This window comes from Sphingomonas sp. LR55, from assembly GCF_036856015.1.
Lineage (GTDB): Bacteria > Pseudomonadota > Alphaproteobacteria > Sphingomonadales > Sphingomonadaceae > Sphingomonas.
On the sequence record NZ_JASPFO010000001.1, the window covers coordinates 3,152,444 to 3,168,197 of the forward strand.

The window sequence follows — 15,754 nt, forward strand, 5'->3', positions numbered from 1 at the left end:
TCGGTGCGCGGTCGATGGTCGAAGGACGACGGATTGAGCTGGTTGGGAAGACTGCTCGGCGAGAAGCCGGACGAAGCGCTGCCGCTGTATACCGCGGTCGTGACGCGGGCGCGTGCCGAGCATTGGTATCGGGACGGCGCGGTGCCGGACACCGTCGACGGCCGGTTCGACATGATCGCGACTCTGCTTGCGGTCGTCATGCTACGGCTCGAGGCGGAACCCGCCGGTGGCGAGCCCGCGGCGCGCCTTGCCGAACGCTTTGTCGACGACATGGACGGCCAATTGCGTGAAATCGGGATCGGCGACATCATCGTCGGCAAGCATATCGGCAAGATGATGAGCATGCTCGGCGGCCGACTCGGCGCATACCGGGATGGACTGGCGGCTGGAGATATCACGCCAGCGCTGCTGCGAAACCTGTATCGAGGGGTAACGCCGGCCGATGCCGCGCTGGTGCATGTGCGGACGTCGCTGATGGCGTTTCATGCCGCGCTAGAAAATACGCCAATGATGAAACTGCTCGCAGGAGAGCTACCGTGAGGCCTGGTATGAACAAGGCTGAATTCAGCCGCCCCGAACGCCTCGACACGATCGGCGAGCGTGAGCGGATCGTCGAGATCGTCGCCAACGAGGACGAGCGTGCCGCGCTGGCGAAGCGCTTCGCGATGGTATCGATCGCGCGACTCGAGGCACGGTTCGGGATCAAGCGGACCGACAGCGGCATCGTCGTGAAGGGGCGCGTCACCGGGGCTGCGGTGCAGGCGTGCTCGGTTACCGACGAGCCGCTTGATACCAGGATCGACGAACCGGTCGCGCTGCTGTTCGTGGAACAGCTGGTGGCGGAAGGCGACGAGGTCGAACTGTCCGACGATGCGCTCGACACGGTGGCGATCGAGGGGGCGCGATCGATCTGGGCGAAGCGGCGGCCGATACGCTGGCGCTGGCGATCGATCCGTTCCCGCGCGGGCCCAATGCGGCGGCGGCGCTGGCGGCGGCGGGGGTGATCAGCGAGGACGAGTTTCGCCCCGCCAACGCGTTCGCGGATCTCAAGGCGAAGATGGCGGGCAAAGCTTAGGCGCGATTTGCGGAGACTCCCCGCCAGGGGGAGATGGCTGGCGCGTGGCAGACGGAGGGGGTGGCAAGCACGACCCCGTGTTTCGTATCCGCCCCTCCGCCACTGTCGGCGGCATCTCCTCTGGCGTGGTAGGATTGACGGGCTGCCGTCAGGTCCCCGTCCGCACCGCTAGCAGCGCCGCCACCTTCGCCCGGAACGCGCGCAGGCTCGCGCCCGACAGTTGCGCGACGCTGGCGAACGACACGCTGCGCGGATTGATCGCGGCGCCGTTTTTCCACACCTCCCAATGGAGATGCGGGCCAGTCGACATGCCCGTCGATCCGACATAGCCGATGACTTGTCCCTGCCGCACGCGCGTGCCCGACGACACTGCGATCCGGCTCATATGACCATAGCCGCTCGCCATGCCGCCGCCATGCATCAGCTTTACGAAGTTACCATAGCCGCCGGTCCGTCCCGCGAACGCGACGATGCCGTCGGTCATGGCATGGATCGGCGCACCATAGGGCGCGCCGATGTCGAGGCCTTTGTGCATGCGGGTGAAGCCCAGCAGCGGATGCATCCGCAAGCCGAAGTTCGAGGTGATGCGCCCCGATACGGGCAAGCCGGACACGGCGCGCCGCTCGGTCTGGCCGTTCGCGTCGAACCAGCCATCGGTCCGCGGCGGGGCGCCGGCATCGCCGTCGCCACCACCATCGGCATCCGCGCCGCCCGGCCCGAAGCGGACGAGTTGCACCTTGTGTCGCCCCTGATCGATCCCGGCAAACAGCAGGTCGCCGATCCGCGTCTCCCCGGTCGCTGCGCGCTGGCGCTGGATTATCAGGTCGAAACTGTCCGCCGGGTCGACGTCGCGACCGATCGACACGCGCGTAGCAATAGCCTTGATGTACGATTCGACCGCCTTGGCCGGCACCCCGGCGGCGCGCATCGATCGGTACAGGCTCGATCCAACGAGCCCCTGGATCCGCAGTGGCGTCGCGTCGATCGCAATCGGCTTGCGGTGCATCGCCAACCCGGTCGCGGTGCGCGCCAGAGCCAGCCCCAGATCGAACCGGGCGCGGAAGTCGAGCGCTTCGAGCGGTCGGGTAACGGTGCGATCAGGGCGTCGACCAAGCGTCAGCGCGATGCGTGTTCCCGCGGCGATGTCGTCGAGCGGTACCGCTTGCGCGACCAAGGCGGCGGCGGCATCGGCATCGGGACGACCGACCCCCGCGCGCATCAGGACGCGATCGAGCCGGTCGCCCTGGCCGAGTGTCGCGGAGAGCTCGACCGTCGGCCGTTCGGGGACCTCGGCAAGCGGTGCGACAAGGTCGTTGGCGGCCATTCGCCGGCCGGTCGCTGCCCCCTGACCGATCGCGGTAATGCCCTGTGCGCGGGCCTCGTCCCATTCCGCGCCGGCAAGCGGTGGCGGCACCGCACCGACCAGTGGTTTGATCCCCGGCGACAACGCCCAGCTTGCTGCGCACAATGCCGTGCACGTCGCCAACCCGCGCCACCAGTCGAGGCTGCCGATCCGCGCGCCCAGGTCCGGAACCCAGTCGATCCGTGTTGCCGCACCGCGCAAAATGTCGACGGGCGACTCGCGCGGCGTCAGTGTTGCCGATGACGGCATGCGCAAGACAGGGCCCCGCGTCACCGCGACGCCGGCCAGTTCATACCGCTGATCGTCCCGTAGAAACACGCGCGCTGCCTTGATGGTTGAAGGGGTAGTCGAGGAGGTCGTCGAACCGGGGCGTCGACAAGGAATCGCCGACCAGGATCGCCGCACAGTGCACGGATGACAGTCCTCTGCCGTAAAATATGCTAAAGTCGACTTAAACGGCGCTATTCCGGTGGCACGTCGCGATGAAGCGGTGGCGCGTCGCGTCGAACACGCAGGTGATCCGCCCGGCGCCGAGTGGCGTCCGGCGACCCCGCTTTAGTCGAGCAACAGGAACGCAGTGATCGTCAGGCGTCCTTGCAGCGGATCCTCGCTCAGCACGGTGTCCGGTGCGATCAGGCCACTGTGCAGCGATGCGCTGCGATAGATCACGGCCCGGTTATAGCGGGCCTCGACCTGCGCGATCTGCTCGAACAAGGGGGTCGAGCCGGCGATATAGGATGGCTCGGGCAGGCCGTCGCGCGCCAGCTCGGCGTTGAGGCGCGCGTAATAGTCCGGTGCGTGTACGGCATCGACCGTTTCGGTACCCGTCGCACGGTGTCGATAGAATGCGGTTCCGTCGCGCCGTTCGGGGCTGAGATAGTGCACCAGCGCGATGCGACCGGGATCGACCGCATCGACATGCGGCAGCCGCTGCGCCAGCGTGAGTCGATCGGCCGGTATGGTCACCATCGCATAGCTCGCGTCGATCGTCGCGAACCCGGCATTGTGATAGAATACTCCTGACAACACCGCCGTCAGCGCGGGTCGGATCGCCGCAAGATAGCCCGCCGGCAGCGGCGCGCGTAGCCCTGGATAATGGTTGCGACCCTGCTCGAACGCATGCGTGGCGGCATGGGTACGCAGCGCATCGGGGTCGGGATGAAAACCATCGACGATCGCGAGCGGCTGACCCTGCATGCCGATCTGACGCGCCGAAATCTCGGGACGGATCATCTGTCGCGCCTGTGTGGTGCGATCGCGACAGTCGAAACCAAGTCGTGCGAAACGAGGGTGGTGGCTGTTCCCACCGCGAGGCCGCTACGCCGGGTGAGGACGCGTTTCAGGCGCAGTGTTCTGCTCGATGGCGCTCGGCTCATGCCGCCGGATAGCGGACCGGTTGCTGCGGAGCTACCCGATCGGCCCGTTACCGATTGATTTCGCGATCCTTGTTGCCGTCGGGATCGGCGTGCGTATGTTGCCTGCAACAGACAAACCGGGGTGATGATTGCACATGATGTCGAAATTTACCGTTCTGGCCGGCGTATCGCTCGCGGCCTTCCTGGTTCCCGCCGCACAGGCGCAGCAGCAGACGGCCGCAGCGCGCCCTGCTCCGGTCGCCGATTTGGTCAAGTCGGTCGATATTCCGTACCAGCAGTTCACGCTGAAGAACGGCCTGCGCGTTGTCGTCCATACCGATCGCAAGGCGCCCGTCGTGGCGGTCAGCGTCTGGTATAACGTCGGGTCGAAGTTCGAGCCGAAGGGCAAGACCGGCTTCGCGCATCTGTTCGAGCATCTGATGTTCAACGGCTCCGAGAACGCACCCGGCGATTTCTTCGAGCCGCTGAAACAGGTCGGCGCCACCGACTTCAACGGCACCACCTATTTCGATCGCACCAATTATTTCGAGACGGTGCCGACCGCGGCGCTCGACCGCGCGCTGTTCCTCGAATCCGACCGGATGGGTTATCTGACCGGCGCGATCACGCAGGGCGTGCTCGACGAGCAGCGCGGCGTCGTCCAGAACGAAAAGCGCCAGGGCGACAACCAGCCCTATGGCCTGACACAGTACAAGATCACCGAAGGGCTGTTCTCGGCGGATCACCCTTACGGCCACACCACGATCGGCTCGATGGCGGATCTCGACGCGGCCTCGCTGCAGACCGTGAAGGACTGGTTCAAGGATCATTACGGCCCGAACAACGCGGTGCTGGTGCTCGCCGGCGACGTCGATGCGGCAACCGCCAAAACGCTCGCGGAGAAGTATTTCGGCGGCATCCCCAAGGGCCCCGAGAGCATCGTCCCGCCCGCGCCGATCCCGACCCTGCCCGCGCCGGTCAGCGAGACGATCAAGGACCGCGTCGCCGCGGTGATGATCAGCCGCAACTGGGTGGTGCCCGGCCTGAACGACAAGGACGGCACCGCGCTGGACGTCGCGGCGGGCGTCCTCGGCGGTCTCGCCAGCAGCCGGTTCGATACCGCGCTGGTCAAGAAGGAGAAGCTGGTCACGCGGATTTCCGCCGAGAACAGCAGCTTCAGCCAGCTCGGCATGTTCGAGATCCAGGCGATCGTCCGCGAGGGCGTCGACCCTGCGCTGGTGACCAAGAGGATCGACGAGATCCTCGCGGACTTCCTCAAGAACGGCCCGACCGCCGACGAGGTCAGCCGCGTCGCGACAACGACGGCAGCGCGCAAGATGGAGGGGCTTGAATCGGTCGGCGGGTTCGGCGGCAAGGCGGTGACGCTCGCCGAGGGTGCGCTGTATTCGAACGATCCGGGCTTCTACAAGAAACAGCTGCTCCAGCTTGCAGCGGAAACACCCGCTAGCGTCCGTGCGGCGGCGGCGAAGTGGCTGTCGCGTCCGGCCTATTCGCTGACCGTCGTGCCCGGCGCGCGCGATGCCTATGCCAATGCGGTCGTGCCGCCCAAGGCCGATGTGGTGCCCGCGCCCGAAGCGCCGCCGAAGGGCACGCGTGGCGCCTTGCCGGCGGTCGGCACAGTAGCGGGGCTCAGCTTCCCGAAGGTCGAGCGCACCCGTCTGACCAACGGTATCGAGCTGGTCTACGCGCAGCGCGACGCGGTGCCGGTGACGCAGGCGGTGCTGAGCTTCGATGCTGGCGTCGCGGCCGACGTGCCCACCAAGCTCGGCACGCAGAAGCTGACGCTGTCGATGATGGACGAGGGCACCGCGACACGCGATTCGCTCGCGCTGGCGGAAGCCAAGGAGCGTCTGGGTGCGGATATCGGTTCGGGCGCATCGAACGACCGGACCTTCCTGTCGCTCCAGGTGCCGAGTGCGAACCTGGCGCCGGCGGTCGACCTGTTCGCGGACATTGCGCAGAACCCGGCGTTCGCCGACGCCGAGGTCGCGCGCGTCAAGAACCAGCAACTCGCGCAGATCGCACAGGAGCTAACCAGCCCGCAGGGGGTGGCGACGCGCGTGTTGCCGAAGCTGCTCGGGCCGACATCGCCCTATGCCAAGGCGCAGGGCAGTGGCGATCCGAAGGCGGTGGCGGCGCTGACGCGTGCCGATCTGGTCGCGTTCCAGCAGGCGTGGCTGCGGCCCGACAAGGCGAAGATCTTCGTCGTTAGCGATCGTCCGCTCGCCGAGGTGAAGGCGGCGCTCGATGCGCGGTTCGGGTCGTGGCGGCCGACAGGTGCGGCGGGCGTGAAGCAGTTCCCGGCGAGCGTGACGCCGTCCGCGCCGAAGATCGTGTTGATCGACCGGCCGGACAGCCCGCAGTCGCTGATCGTCGCCGGCGTGCCGACCGGACTCAAGGGCACGCAGGACCTGCTGCCGATCGCGACCGCAAACGATGCGCTCGGCGGCAGCTTCCTCGGTCGCGTCAACATGGACCTGCGCGAGACGAGGCATTGGTCGTACGGCGTGTCGGGGCGCTTCCAGCAGAACGAGCAGGCCGCACCCTATGTCCTGTCGGCGCCGGTGCAGGCGGACCAGACCGGCCCGTCGATCGCGGCACTGCGCGGCGACATCGGCGCGTTCCTCGGCAAGGAGCCGATGACGCAGGTCGAGTTCGACCGTGCGATCAACGGCGCGATCCGTTCGCTGTCGGGCAATTTCGAGACGTCCGACGCGGTGCTCAGCGCAATGCAGCAGAACGACCTGCTGAAGCGGCCCGACGATTACTACGCGACGATCACGCAGCGATACCAGGGACTTAACCTGCCGCAACTCAACACTGCGATCCAGCAGGCGCTCGATCCGAAGAAGACGATCTGGGTCGTGGTCGGCGATGCGAAGACGGTGCGGCCGCAGCTTGACAGCATCGGTTTGCCGGTCGAGGTCATCCCCGCGGCGTCGGTTGCCGGCGCCAAATAATTGCAGAGCCCGGGCGTTCCGGGCGGTGCTTCAGGAGAGAGAATAATGGCAAACGTCGATGGCAGCTGGGATTGCGTGGTCAAATCGCCGCTGGGCGACCAGAAGATGACGCTGACCGTCAACAGCGCCGGCAGCACCTTCACCGGTGCGGTGTCGGGCGCGATGGGCGGCATGGACGTTACCGGCGACGTCGATGGCGACACGATCACCTGGAAGCAGAGCATGACCGTGCCGATGCCAATGACGCTCGACTGCAAGGCGACCGTCGAGGATGACGTCCTCAAGGGCAGCGTCGCAGCCGGCGCGTTCGGCAGCTTCCCGCTGACCGGTACGCGGACCGCGTAACGGAGTAGTCGAAAGAGCGTGGCACCAGACCCTCCCGAGGCCCCGTCATCCCAGCGAGAGCTGGGATCTCATCGAGCGGCCACCGGCACCCGCCAAGCGGGAGACCCCAGCGTCCGCTGGGGTGACGGTTTTGGGCGAGTATCGTTATCCACCGCGACATCGTCATCCCAGCGAAAGCTGGGATCTCATCGAACGGCCACCGGCACCCGCCAAGCGGAAGACCCCAGCGTTCGCTGGGGTAACGATATTCGGCGGAGGGTGATCACGCGATCGATTCGCTAGCTACTATGGGAGGGGCTCGTATTTCCGCACGGAAAGGCGAGCCTTTTTCTTTTTCGGTCCGGGAGGGAAGGAAGAAGAACATGAAATCGATGACTCGTCTGCTCACAGCCTGCGCGCTTGCTACGCTTGCCGTCGCTACAACCGCCCCCGCGACCGCACAGAATTACGACGAGCGCCCCGCCAAGATGGCGCCGCGCGACGTCGGCTACGACTATGTGCGCAAAGTCGTCGAGATCCCGATGCGGGACGGGGTGAAGCTGCACACCGTCATCGTCGTGCCCAAGGGCGCGAAGGACGCGGGCATCCTGATGACGCGCACGCCCTATGACGCCGACGGCCAGACCAAGGTCGACAGCGGCACCTATGCGGGGATACTTCAAAACGGCGACGGCGCGGCCGACGTGATCGCCGCGGCGGGCTATATCCGCGTGATCCAGGACGTCCGCGGGATGCACGGATCGCAGGGCATCTACATGATGAACCCGCGCGCGCCGGGACTGCACAGAACCCGGCCAAGACCGACGATCTCGACTGACACCTACGACACGATCGACTGGCTGGTGAAGCACGTCCCCGAATCGAACGGCCGCGTCGGTATCAGCGGGATAAGCTATGACGGCTTCCTGCCGCTGATGGCGCTGATCAACCCGCATCCGGCGCTGAAGGTCTCGGTGCCGATGAACCCGATGGTCGACGGCTGGCGCGGCGACGACTGGTTCCACAACGGCGCCTTCCGCGAGGGCATGATGCCGTACGTGCTCGGCCAGGAGGCGACCAAGGACGCCGGCACGCCGTGGATCACCGACACCGCCGACGATTACGACTATTACCTCAAGGGCGGCTCGGCGGGCGCGATCGGCAAGGCGCAGGGGCTCGAACAGCTCGGCTTCTGGCGCAAGATCACGCAGCATCCCGCCTATGATTCGTTCTGGTCGACGCAGGCGATGGACACCGTGCTTGCCGGCCAGCCGCTGAAGGTGCCGACGCTGATCGTCGGCGGCCTGTGGGATCAGGAGGACATCTACGGCGCGCCCGCGGTCTACCGCGCGCTGGAGCCCAAGGACACCGCCAACGACATGGTCTATCTGTCGATGGGGCCTTGGTATCACGGCCAGGAGGTGCGCGACGGCAGCGCGCTGGGTGCGATCAAATGGGACGCCGACACGGCCAAATGGTGGCGCTGGCACGTCCTCGCGCCATTCCTTGCTCACTATCTGAAGAGCGACCAGCCGGCGATGGACGTCGCGCCCGTGACGATGTTCCAGTCGGGCCGCAACGAGTGGCAGAAGCTCCAGAGCTGGCCGACCGCTTCCACGGCGGGCACGCCGCTCTACCTCAAGCCGGGCGGCGCGCTCGGCTTCCAGGCCACCGGCGGCGCGGCGACGACGGCGGACTATATCTCCGACCCGGCCGCGCCCGTCAGCTACCGCGTGCGCCCGACGCTGCCGACCTATGCGAGCGGATCGACCTGGAAACAGTGGCTCGTCGACGATCAGCGCGCGGTCTCCGGCCGTCCCGACGTGCTGACCTTCACCACCGACGCGCTGACCACACCGACGACGATCGCCGGTGTTCCGGAAGTGAACCTGACCGCGGCGACCAGCGGCACCGACAGCGACTGGGTGGTGAAGCTGATCGACGTGTATCCGGACGTCTATCCCGGCGAAAAGGCGATGGCGGGGTATCAATTGTCCATCGCGATGGACATCTTCCGCGGGCGCTACCGCGAGGATCTCGCCGTCGCCAAGCCGATCGCGGCTAACGTACCGCTCAAGTACAAGTTCGCGTTGCCGACCACCAACCATGTGTTCCTGCCGGGGCATAAGATCATGGTGCAGGTGCAGTCGAGCTGGTTCCCACTCTACGACCGTAACCCGCAGACCTTCGTCCCGAACATCTTCTTCGCGCAACCCAAGGATTACGTGAAGGCAACGCAGAAGATCACCGTCGCAGGTCCCGACGAAAGCTATATCAGCTTGCCACTGGTACGCTGAAAGTCCTGCATCACCCCGGACGCGATCCGGGGTGATGTAAGGAAATGACTATCTTGCATATATTGGCGTTTGCTCGCGTAACTGGTTCTTAGGAGGCGGTGGGTCATAGATCTGTCGCACAACAGACCGGATCGCCGATGAAACGCCTCCCCTGATCGCGCCGAACCCGCCGCGGCTGAGCGAGCACCTCGATGCGCTGCGTCGGGTCGAGGCATCGGGGGTGTTCAGCAACAACGGCCCGGAGGTTCGCGCGTTCGAGGCCGGGGTGACCGAAAAGCTGTTCGGCGGCCACGGTGCATGCCTCGCGGTCGGCAACGCCACGCTCGGGCTGATGCTCGCAATCCGCCACGCGTCGGGGATGCGGACGGGCGGTCTGAACCCGAAACAGGGCACGCTGGCACTGATGCCCGCGCTCACCTTCGCCGCGACCGCGCAGGCGGCGGCGTGGGCCGGGCTGACGCCGCTGGTCTGCGATATCGATCCTGACGATTGGGGTGCCTGCGCGCTGGAAGAGGAGCGGCTGCTCCAGCGACACGGTGAGCGGATCGGCGTGGTCGTGCCCTATGCGACCTTCGGCAACGCGATCGACCTCGACCGCTACGTGCATTTCCAGCGGTGCTACGGCGTCGGTGTGGTGGTCGATGCGGCCTCGTCGCTGGGGACGCTCGACGATGCGGGAGTTGGCTTTGGCGCGCGCGCTCCGTTCGCGGTGGTCCATTCGATGCACGCGACCAAGACGTTCGCGGTCGGCGAGGGGGCTGATCCACAGCGGCGACGTCGACCTGATCGCGACATTGCGGTCGATGGGCAATTTCGGCTTCGAGGGCAGCCGCAATGCGACGCTGCCCGGGATCAACGCCAAGCTGCCCGAGATCACCGCGATCATCGCGCAGGCCAAGCTCGCCGAGATCGATGCGATTGCCGGGCATCGTGCGGAACTGGACGATACCTACCGCGCGACGCTGCCCGATTTCCAGTTCCAGGCGGTGTCAGGTCGCCGCCGCGCGATGCAGTTCATGCCGGTGCTGCTCTCCGAGCATATCGCGCACCACCGCGACGCGATCGTCGAGAGCATCGAGGCGGACGGCGTTGGCTGCGGTCGGTATTTTAGCCCGCATCTCGGCGAACAGCCGTGGTTCCAGGCGACCGCGATGATCGAGCCGACGCCGGTTGCGGACAGGATCGCGGGGCGGATGCTGTCGTTGCCGATTACCGATGCGATGACCATCGACGATGCGCGGCGGGCGGCAACCGCGCTGGCATCGGCGTGCGCGGCGATCGTCCAGCCGCTCGACCGACGGGCGTCGGTACGCGGCCCCGGTGGTGCGATCGCGTCGGTCATCGTAGTCGGCGGTGGCCCTGCAGGAACGGCGATGCTGACCTCGGCGACGAAGCGCGGTCTGCTACCCGATCTGGCCGCGTCGGGGCTGATGGTGATCGAGCGCAGCAACGCGATCGGTGGTGGCCGGCTCGGGCGCTACGCGATCACCTCCGATTCGACCGCGCAGACTTTCCTAACGGCAGTGCGCGACAATGTGCATCCCGAACTCGCGCGGCTCGTCGATCACCCCGCCGGGCGTGCGGTCGCCGCGCATGAGGGTGCACTCGGCGTACCGCTGACCGAGGTCGGGCCGCTGTTGCGTGCGACCGGCGATCGCTTGACGGATATCGTCCGCGAGAATGGCGGCACCGTGCTGACCGGGCACGAGGCACTGGGCGCGAAACGGGTCGGCGACGGCTTGTGGAGCGTACAGGTCCTCCGGCTGGCCGACGGGCATGTCTTCGACCAGCTCGCACGCAACGTCGTCATCGCGACTGGCGGTCACCAGCCGCTCGACCGGCTCGCAACGCAGCGCGTTGCGGGCGGCAGCCTGGTCGATCTCGCGAGCGGACGGCTGCTCCAGTCGGACGACGTTCTGACCGTCGGCGGGTTCGAGAAGGTCGCCGATATCCTGACCGGCAAGCGCAACCCGAAGATCGCTGTGATCGGCGGGTCGACCAGCGCGCTGACGACGATCGCGCTGCTGCTTAAGAGTCAGCCGGCGCTGCCGCTGGGGGCGGGGGCCATCACGCTGCTGCACCGCCGTCCGCTGCGCCCCTTCTATCATTCGATCGAAGCGGCGCACGCCGAAGGGTTCACCGATTTCGGCCCCGACGACGTCTGCCCGGTGTCGGGGTTCGTCTATCGTCTTGCAGGATTTCGCCTTGAGGCGCGCGATCTGGTGTTGAGGATGCTCGGCATCGACGGTCGCGCGCCCGATCCCCGCATGACGTTGCACCGCATAGCCGGCGATGGCGAAGGCGATGGCGACGAAGACGCGCGCGCAGTCGTCGAACAGGCGGATCTGGTGATCGCGGCGCTCGGTTATCGACCGATCGCACTGCCGATCGTCGACCGCGACGGCCTGCCGATATCGTTGGCGGCGCATGACGGCAAACCAATGGTCGATCGCCATTGCCGGATCGTCGATGCCGACGAAGCGCCGATTTCGGGACTGTACGGGCTTGGGCTCGCCGCCGGGTTCGTGCCGTGGGGGCCGCTCGGTGGGGAACGTAGTTTTTCGGGGCAGGCGAATGGCTTGTGGTTATGGCAGAACGATGTGGGCCTCATGATCGTCGATCAGGTGATGACATCGAAGGTAATGGCAGCAGCGTGAGTTCGACGGGAATGCAGAGCGACATTCGGCAGGATCCGACCGTCGATGCGCGCGCGGGCGTACCGGTGATCAGCGTCGTCATGGCGGCGTACAACGGTGCAGGGTTGATCGAGGAGACGCTCGCCAGTCTCACGGCGCAAACGTTCGGGGATTTCGAAGTGATCGTGGTCGACGACTGCTCGACCGACGACACGCGCGAGGTGATACGCGCCTGGCCCGATCCGCGCGTGCGACTGGTCGTGATGGCGAAGAACGGCGGCCCGGTGAAGGCGCGCAATCGTGGGTTTGCGGAGGCACGTGGGCGCTACATCGCCGCGCTCGACCATGACGATATCTGCCGCCCCGATCGCTTCGCGCGTCAGGTGGCGTATCTCGACTCGCATCCGGACACGGTATTGCTGGGCACTGCCGCCGAGTTGTTGACCGAAGGCGTGGTCGGTCCGTCCAGCTATGCGCCGACCACCACGCCCGCGCTGGTCGCGTGGCTGACCTGTATCGAGAACCCGCTGGTCTGGTCATCGACGATGATGCGGACCGAGGTGGCCCGGCGGCTCGATCCTGTGACCCGACCGGAACTCCTCTATGCCGAGGATTTCGACCTGTATCAGCGGATCCAGCATTTCGGCGCAATCGCGCGGCTGGACGAGGCTCTGGTGCTGTACCGCGTCCATCCCGGCGGCGTGTCGAAGCGGTTCGTCGATATCATGGAGGCGGCGTCCGTGCGCGTGCTGACCGAACGCTATGCGCGGTTGTTCGACGAACGCGCCGCGCGGGTCGCAGGTCTGATCGTCCAACACAGCATGGCCAAGCGCCCCGTTCCTGACCGCGCCGCGCTGGCGACGTTGGGGAGCGCGCTGAGCGTGATCCAGGCGGATTTTCTCGCGACGCACGACTGCTCGGCCCACGATATCCGCCTGATCCGCTGGGAGACGGCGCGACGCTGGGGCGACATTGGCCGCGCGGGGTTGCGCGCGGGGACGGTGCGGCTGGGCGACGTGCTGGCGGTACGACCCGATCATCTCGGGCTTGGCTATGCCGGGTTCGAGGCGCTGCTGTGGTCGGGATTTATCGGCGGCGTACGCCGCGCGCGTCGGCGAATGGAGCAGAGCCGGATGGCACAGACCGCCGGGTAGGTGGCGGGGCGGGGCAGGGCCGCGCCGCGCCGCGCGATGGGGTAACGACGAACATATCCGCCGGAGAAATTGCCACTTCACCCATCACCGTCACCCCAGCGAAGGCGGGAGTATTTCACGAGGCGGATGACGCCCGTCAAATCGGAATATCCCAGCTTTCGCTGGGATAACGGCTCAGACCTTCGCCGCGTAGATCATCCGGCCGGCACCAAGCCGCGCGAACACCTGGTCGAGATCGCGCTCGCCGACCGCGAAGCAGCCCTGGCTGCGACCGAGCATGCCGTGGCTCTCGATCATGTCCTTGTTCGCGTACCATGCCGAATGCACGACGATGGCGCGATCGAGCGCGTTGTCGTTGGTCGGATCGAGGCCGATCAGACGCTGCGAGCGGCCATGCTTGCCGACATAATAATCGTCGGTGACGAACGCGCCCTCGGACGAGGCGTTCGAGCCGAAGCGGTTCGAGAAGCGCTCCAGATATCCGGTATGCGCCGGATCCGAGCCGCTGCCGTGCGCGACCAGCAACGAGGTACTGCGTCCGCTGGCGAGATCGATGAAGTGGAACCGCGGCTTGCCCGACGGTGCCGCGAAATCGGCGATCGCGATCCGGTCGTGATGCTGGATGCGGCTACCGTGACGGCTCAGCGATGCCATCGCCTGGCGCAGCAGATCGGGCCGGACCACCCGCGGCGAGGTGACCGCGACCGTGGTCCGCGGCAGCGGTGGCTGCGTCATAGGCTTCAGATCGCGCGCAGTCAGCGCCCGCGAAAGATGTGGCGTAGCGGATACCGCCCCCGGTACCGCAAGTGCCCCCGCCAAAACCAAACCGTTCTTCAGAAGCGCGCGTCGTTCGCGCACAAGACCTTCGTCGTGCATCGATTTTCCCGTAATTGCCCCAGTTCCCGTGACCGAACGTATAGCCGATTTTCGGTGAATATTCTGCAACCATTTCCACTGGTTGTGGGTCCGTTCCCTCGAACTACCCCGGCTTGGGGTCGCTTCGTCGACTCAGCGGCGCGACGGCACGTTCTGGAGAATCGTGCGTTGGACGCAATATCGAGACTCGGAGAGCTACGAAGAGATGAGCAGGATCGTGCAGTCTGCTACGGCAATGGGGTTGATGTTCGCGCTGTTCGCGGGTCAACCCGTGTGGGCCGCATCGGCCGCCGCGATCGCGGCGATGCCGATTGAGCAGGCCGCGACCGAGCTCTCGCCGAACCAATTCGTCTGGAAGGACAACGGCTCTAGCGAGCCGGTCAGCATCGTCATTAGTCTGCTGGAGCAGCGTGCGTTCGTCTATCGAGGCGCGACGATGATTGCGGCGACTACGATCTCCAGCGGCAAGGATGGCAAGGATACCCCGCTCGGCACGTATCCGATCCTGCAGAAGAACGCGGTTCATAAGTCGAGCCTGTACGATGACGCATCGATGCCGTTCATGCAGCGCCTGACCTGGGACGGGATTGCAATCCACGCGGGCCGGAATCCGGGCTTCCCGCATCGCACGGGTGCATCCGCGTACCACTCGGCTTTGCGAAGCAATTGTTCGGGGTCACGACGCTAGGGACGACAGTGACGGTAACGGATGATTTCGAGGGTGGCGTGGCCCCGGAGCCGCCGGTCGCGGATCAGGAGACCGCGATCGCCAATTTGCGCCAGTCGGTTTCGCTGAGTCAGTAAACGACCCCACGCCGTCATCCTGACGAAAGTCAGGATCCAGAGTAATAGGCCTCGACGCTAGTGGCTCTGGATCCTGACTTTCGTCAGGATGACGGATGCTGGGCGATCGGGAGCCCGAGCTCGACCAATCGCACACGGAAATCCGCGGCGTTCGTAAACAGCACCGATTCGATTCCCAATGCCTGCGCCGCCGCTACATTCGCCGCATTGTCATCGACAAACACCGCGTCTGCCGCCGCCAACCCGAACCGCGCCAACGCCAGCCGATAGATCGCCGCATCCGGCTTCACCATCTTCTCTTCGCCCGACACGACCACGTCGCGGAACCTGTCGAACAGATGGGCTTCACGCGCGGAAGGGTGGCCAGAACTCGTGGCTGAAGTTCGTGATCGCGAACAGCGGTACGCCGGCCGCGTCCAGCTCCTCGACGATCTCGTGCATCCCAGCGATTCGCGCACCGATGCTCTCGTTGAATCGCGGCCCCCAGGCGGCAATCAGCGCGGCATGCTGCGGATACAACGCAGCCAGCTCCGCCGAGGTATCGGCGAAGTCGCGGCCAGCATCGTGCTGGAAATGCCAGTCGACCGTCACGACATCACGCAGGAACGCGTCGAGCGCCCGATCGTCATCGATCAGGCGCTGGTACAGGATCCGCGGATCCCAGTCGTAAAGAACACGACCGACGTCAAAAATGACGGCGGTAACCAGGAATTTAGCCCTGGCGTGCCTTGAAGCGACGGTTGGTCTTGTTGATGACGTAGGTACGGCCACGACGACGGATCACGCGGTTATCGCGGTGACGATCCTTGAGCGACTTCAGGGAATTGCGGATCTTCATGATCGATTCGCTTCTTTTCAAATCTAGGTGTGCGGAAAGACGGGATCGCCT

Annotated in this window: 10 protein-coding genes and 3 pseudogenes; 8 read left to right on the top strand and 5 right to left on the bottom strand. The window is 65.8% G+C overall.

What is annotated here, in order from left to right:
• The first annotated feature begins 51 nt into the window (after positions 1-51).
• The gene (locus tag QP181_RS15180) at positions 52-540 is read left to right on the top strand and encodes a ubiquinol-cytochrome C chaperone family protein (protein ID WP_333929652.1); all 489 of its coding nucleotides are present in this window, start codon (positions 52-54) and stop codon (positions 538-540) included.
• A gap of 8 nt (positions 541-548) precedes the next feature.
• On the top strand, positions 549-1,004 hold the full coding sequence (locus QP181_RS15185; protein WP_333929062.1) for a DUF177 domain-containing protein: 456 nt from the start codon (positions 549-551) through the stop codon (positions 1,002-1,004).
• 219 nt (positions 1,005-1,223) lie between these two features.
• On the opposite strand, the gene QP181_RS15190 is transcribed toward QP181_RS15185, so the two are convergent.
• Positions 1,224-2,756, bottom strand: coding sequence for a M23 family metallopeptidase (locus QP181_RS15190; RefSeq protein WP_132897398.1), 1,533 nt, complete (start codon positions 2,754-2,756; stop codon positions 1,224-1,226).
• 237 nt (positions 2,757-2,993) lie between these two features.
• Entirely contained in the window at positions 2,994-3,671 is a 678-nt protein-coding gene (locus QP181_RS15195; protein WP_333929063.1) for a DUF6445 family protein, read from the bottom strand.
• Positions 3,672-3,948: 277 nt separating this feature from the next.
• On the opposite strand from QP181_RS15195, the gene QP181_RS15200 reads away from it, so the two are divergent.
• From QP181_RS15200 to QP181_RS15220, 5 genes and pseudogenes are all read left to right on the top strand, one after another.
• On the top strand, positions 3,949-6,774 hold the full coding sequence (locus tag QP181_RS15200) for a M16 family metallopeptidase (protein WP_443027552.1): 2,826 nt from the start codon (positions 3,949-3,951) through the stop codon (positions 6,772-6,774).
• Positions 6,775-6,819: 45 nt separating this feature from the next.
• On the top strand, positions 6,820-7,119 hold the full coding sequence (locus tag QP181_RS15205) for a hypothetical protein (protein ID WP_060525867.1): 300 nt from the start codon (positions 6,820-6,822) through the stop codon (positions 7,117-7,119).
• A gap of 371 nt (positions 7,120-7,490) precedes the next feature.
• Entirely contained in the window at positions 7,491-9,395 is a 1,905-nt protein-coding gene (locus QP181_RS15210; protein ID WP_443027599.1) for a CocE/NonD family hydrolase, read from the top strand.
• A 220-nt stretch (positions 9,396-9,615) separates the two neighbouring features.
• Positions 9,616-12,052 (top strand): annotated as a pseudogene (locus QP181_RS15215) (DegT/DnrJ/EryC1/StrS family aminotransferase).
• Positions 12,049-13,185: a glycosyltransferase family 2 protein gene (locus QP181_RS15220; RefSeq protein WP_277984078.1), complete on the top strand. Its 1,137-nt coding sequence runs from the start codon at positions 12,049-12,051 to the stop codon at positions 13,183-13,185. Before QP181_RS15215 ends, QP181_RS15220 begins: the two are co-directional and overlap by 4 nt.
• 174 nt (positions 13,186-13,359) lie before the next feature.
• Here the strand turns inward: QP181_RS15220 and QP181_RS15225 are convergent, their stop codons facing one another.
• Complete coding sequence (locus tag QP181_RS15225; protein WP_132735072.1) at positions 13,360-14,061, bottom strand: murein L,D-transpeptidase catalytic domain family protein; 702 nt, start codon at positions 14,059-14,061, stop codon at positions 13,360-13,362.
• Positions 14,062-14,497: 436 nt separating this feature from the next.
• On the opposite strand from QP181_RS15225, the pseudogene QP181_RS20090 reads away from it, so the two are divergent.
• Positions 14,498-14,865: pseudogene (locus tag QP181_RS20090) on the top strand (L,D-transpeptidase family protein).
• 83 nt (positions 14,866-14,948) lie between these two features.
• Here QP181_RS20090 and QP181_RS15235 read toward each other — a convergent pair.
• A pseudogene (locus tag QP181_RS15235) lies at positions 14,949-15,573 on the bottom strand (HAD-IA family hydrolase).
• A 4-nt stretch (positions 15,574-15,577) separates the two neighbouring features.
• A complete protein-coding gene (gene ykgO, locus QP181_RS15240; protein ID WP_003046794.1) occupies positions 15,578-15,703 on the bottom strand; it encodes a type B 50S ribosomal protein L36 in 126 nt (41 codons plus the stop codon).
• Positions 15,704-15,754: the final 51 nt, after the last annotated feature.

Excerpts from the sequence above, each read along its gene's own strand:
- ykgO (WP_003046794.1), bottom strand. The coding sequence starts at position 15,703 with ATGAAGATCCGCAATTCCCTGAAGTCGCTCAAGGATCGTCACCGCGAT.
- QP181_RS15200 (WP_443027552.1), top strand. The coding sequence starts at position 3,949 with ATGATGTCGAAATTTACCGTTCTGGCCGGCGTATCGCTCGCGGCCTTC.
- QP181_RS15210 (WP_443027599.1), top strand. The coding sequence starts at position 7,491 with ATGACTCGTCTGCTCACAGCCTGCGCGCTTGCTACGCTTGCCGTCGCT.
- QP181_RS15205 (WP_060525867.1), top strand. The coding sequence starts at position 6,820 with ATGGCAAACGTCGATGGCAGCTGGGATTGCGTGGTCAAATCGCCGCTG.
- QP181_RS15185 (WP_333929062.1), top strand. The coding sequence starts at position 549 with ATGAACAAGGCTGAATTCAGCCGCCCCGAACGCCTCGACACGATCGGC.
- QP181_RS15225 (WP_132735072.1), bottom strand. The coding sequence starts at position 14,061 with ATGCACGACGAAGGTCTTGTGCGCGAACGACGCGCGCTTCTGAAGAAC.
- QP181_RS15195 (WP_333929063.1), bottom strand. The coding sequence starts at position 3,671 with ATGATCCGTCCCGAGATTTCGGCGCGTCAGATCGGCATGCAGGGTCAG.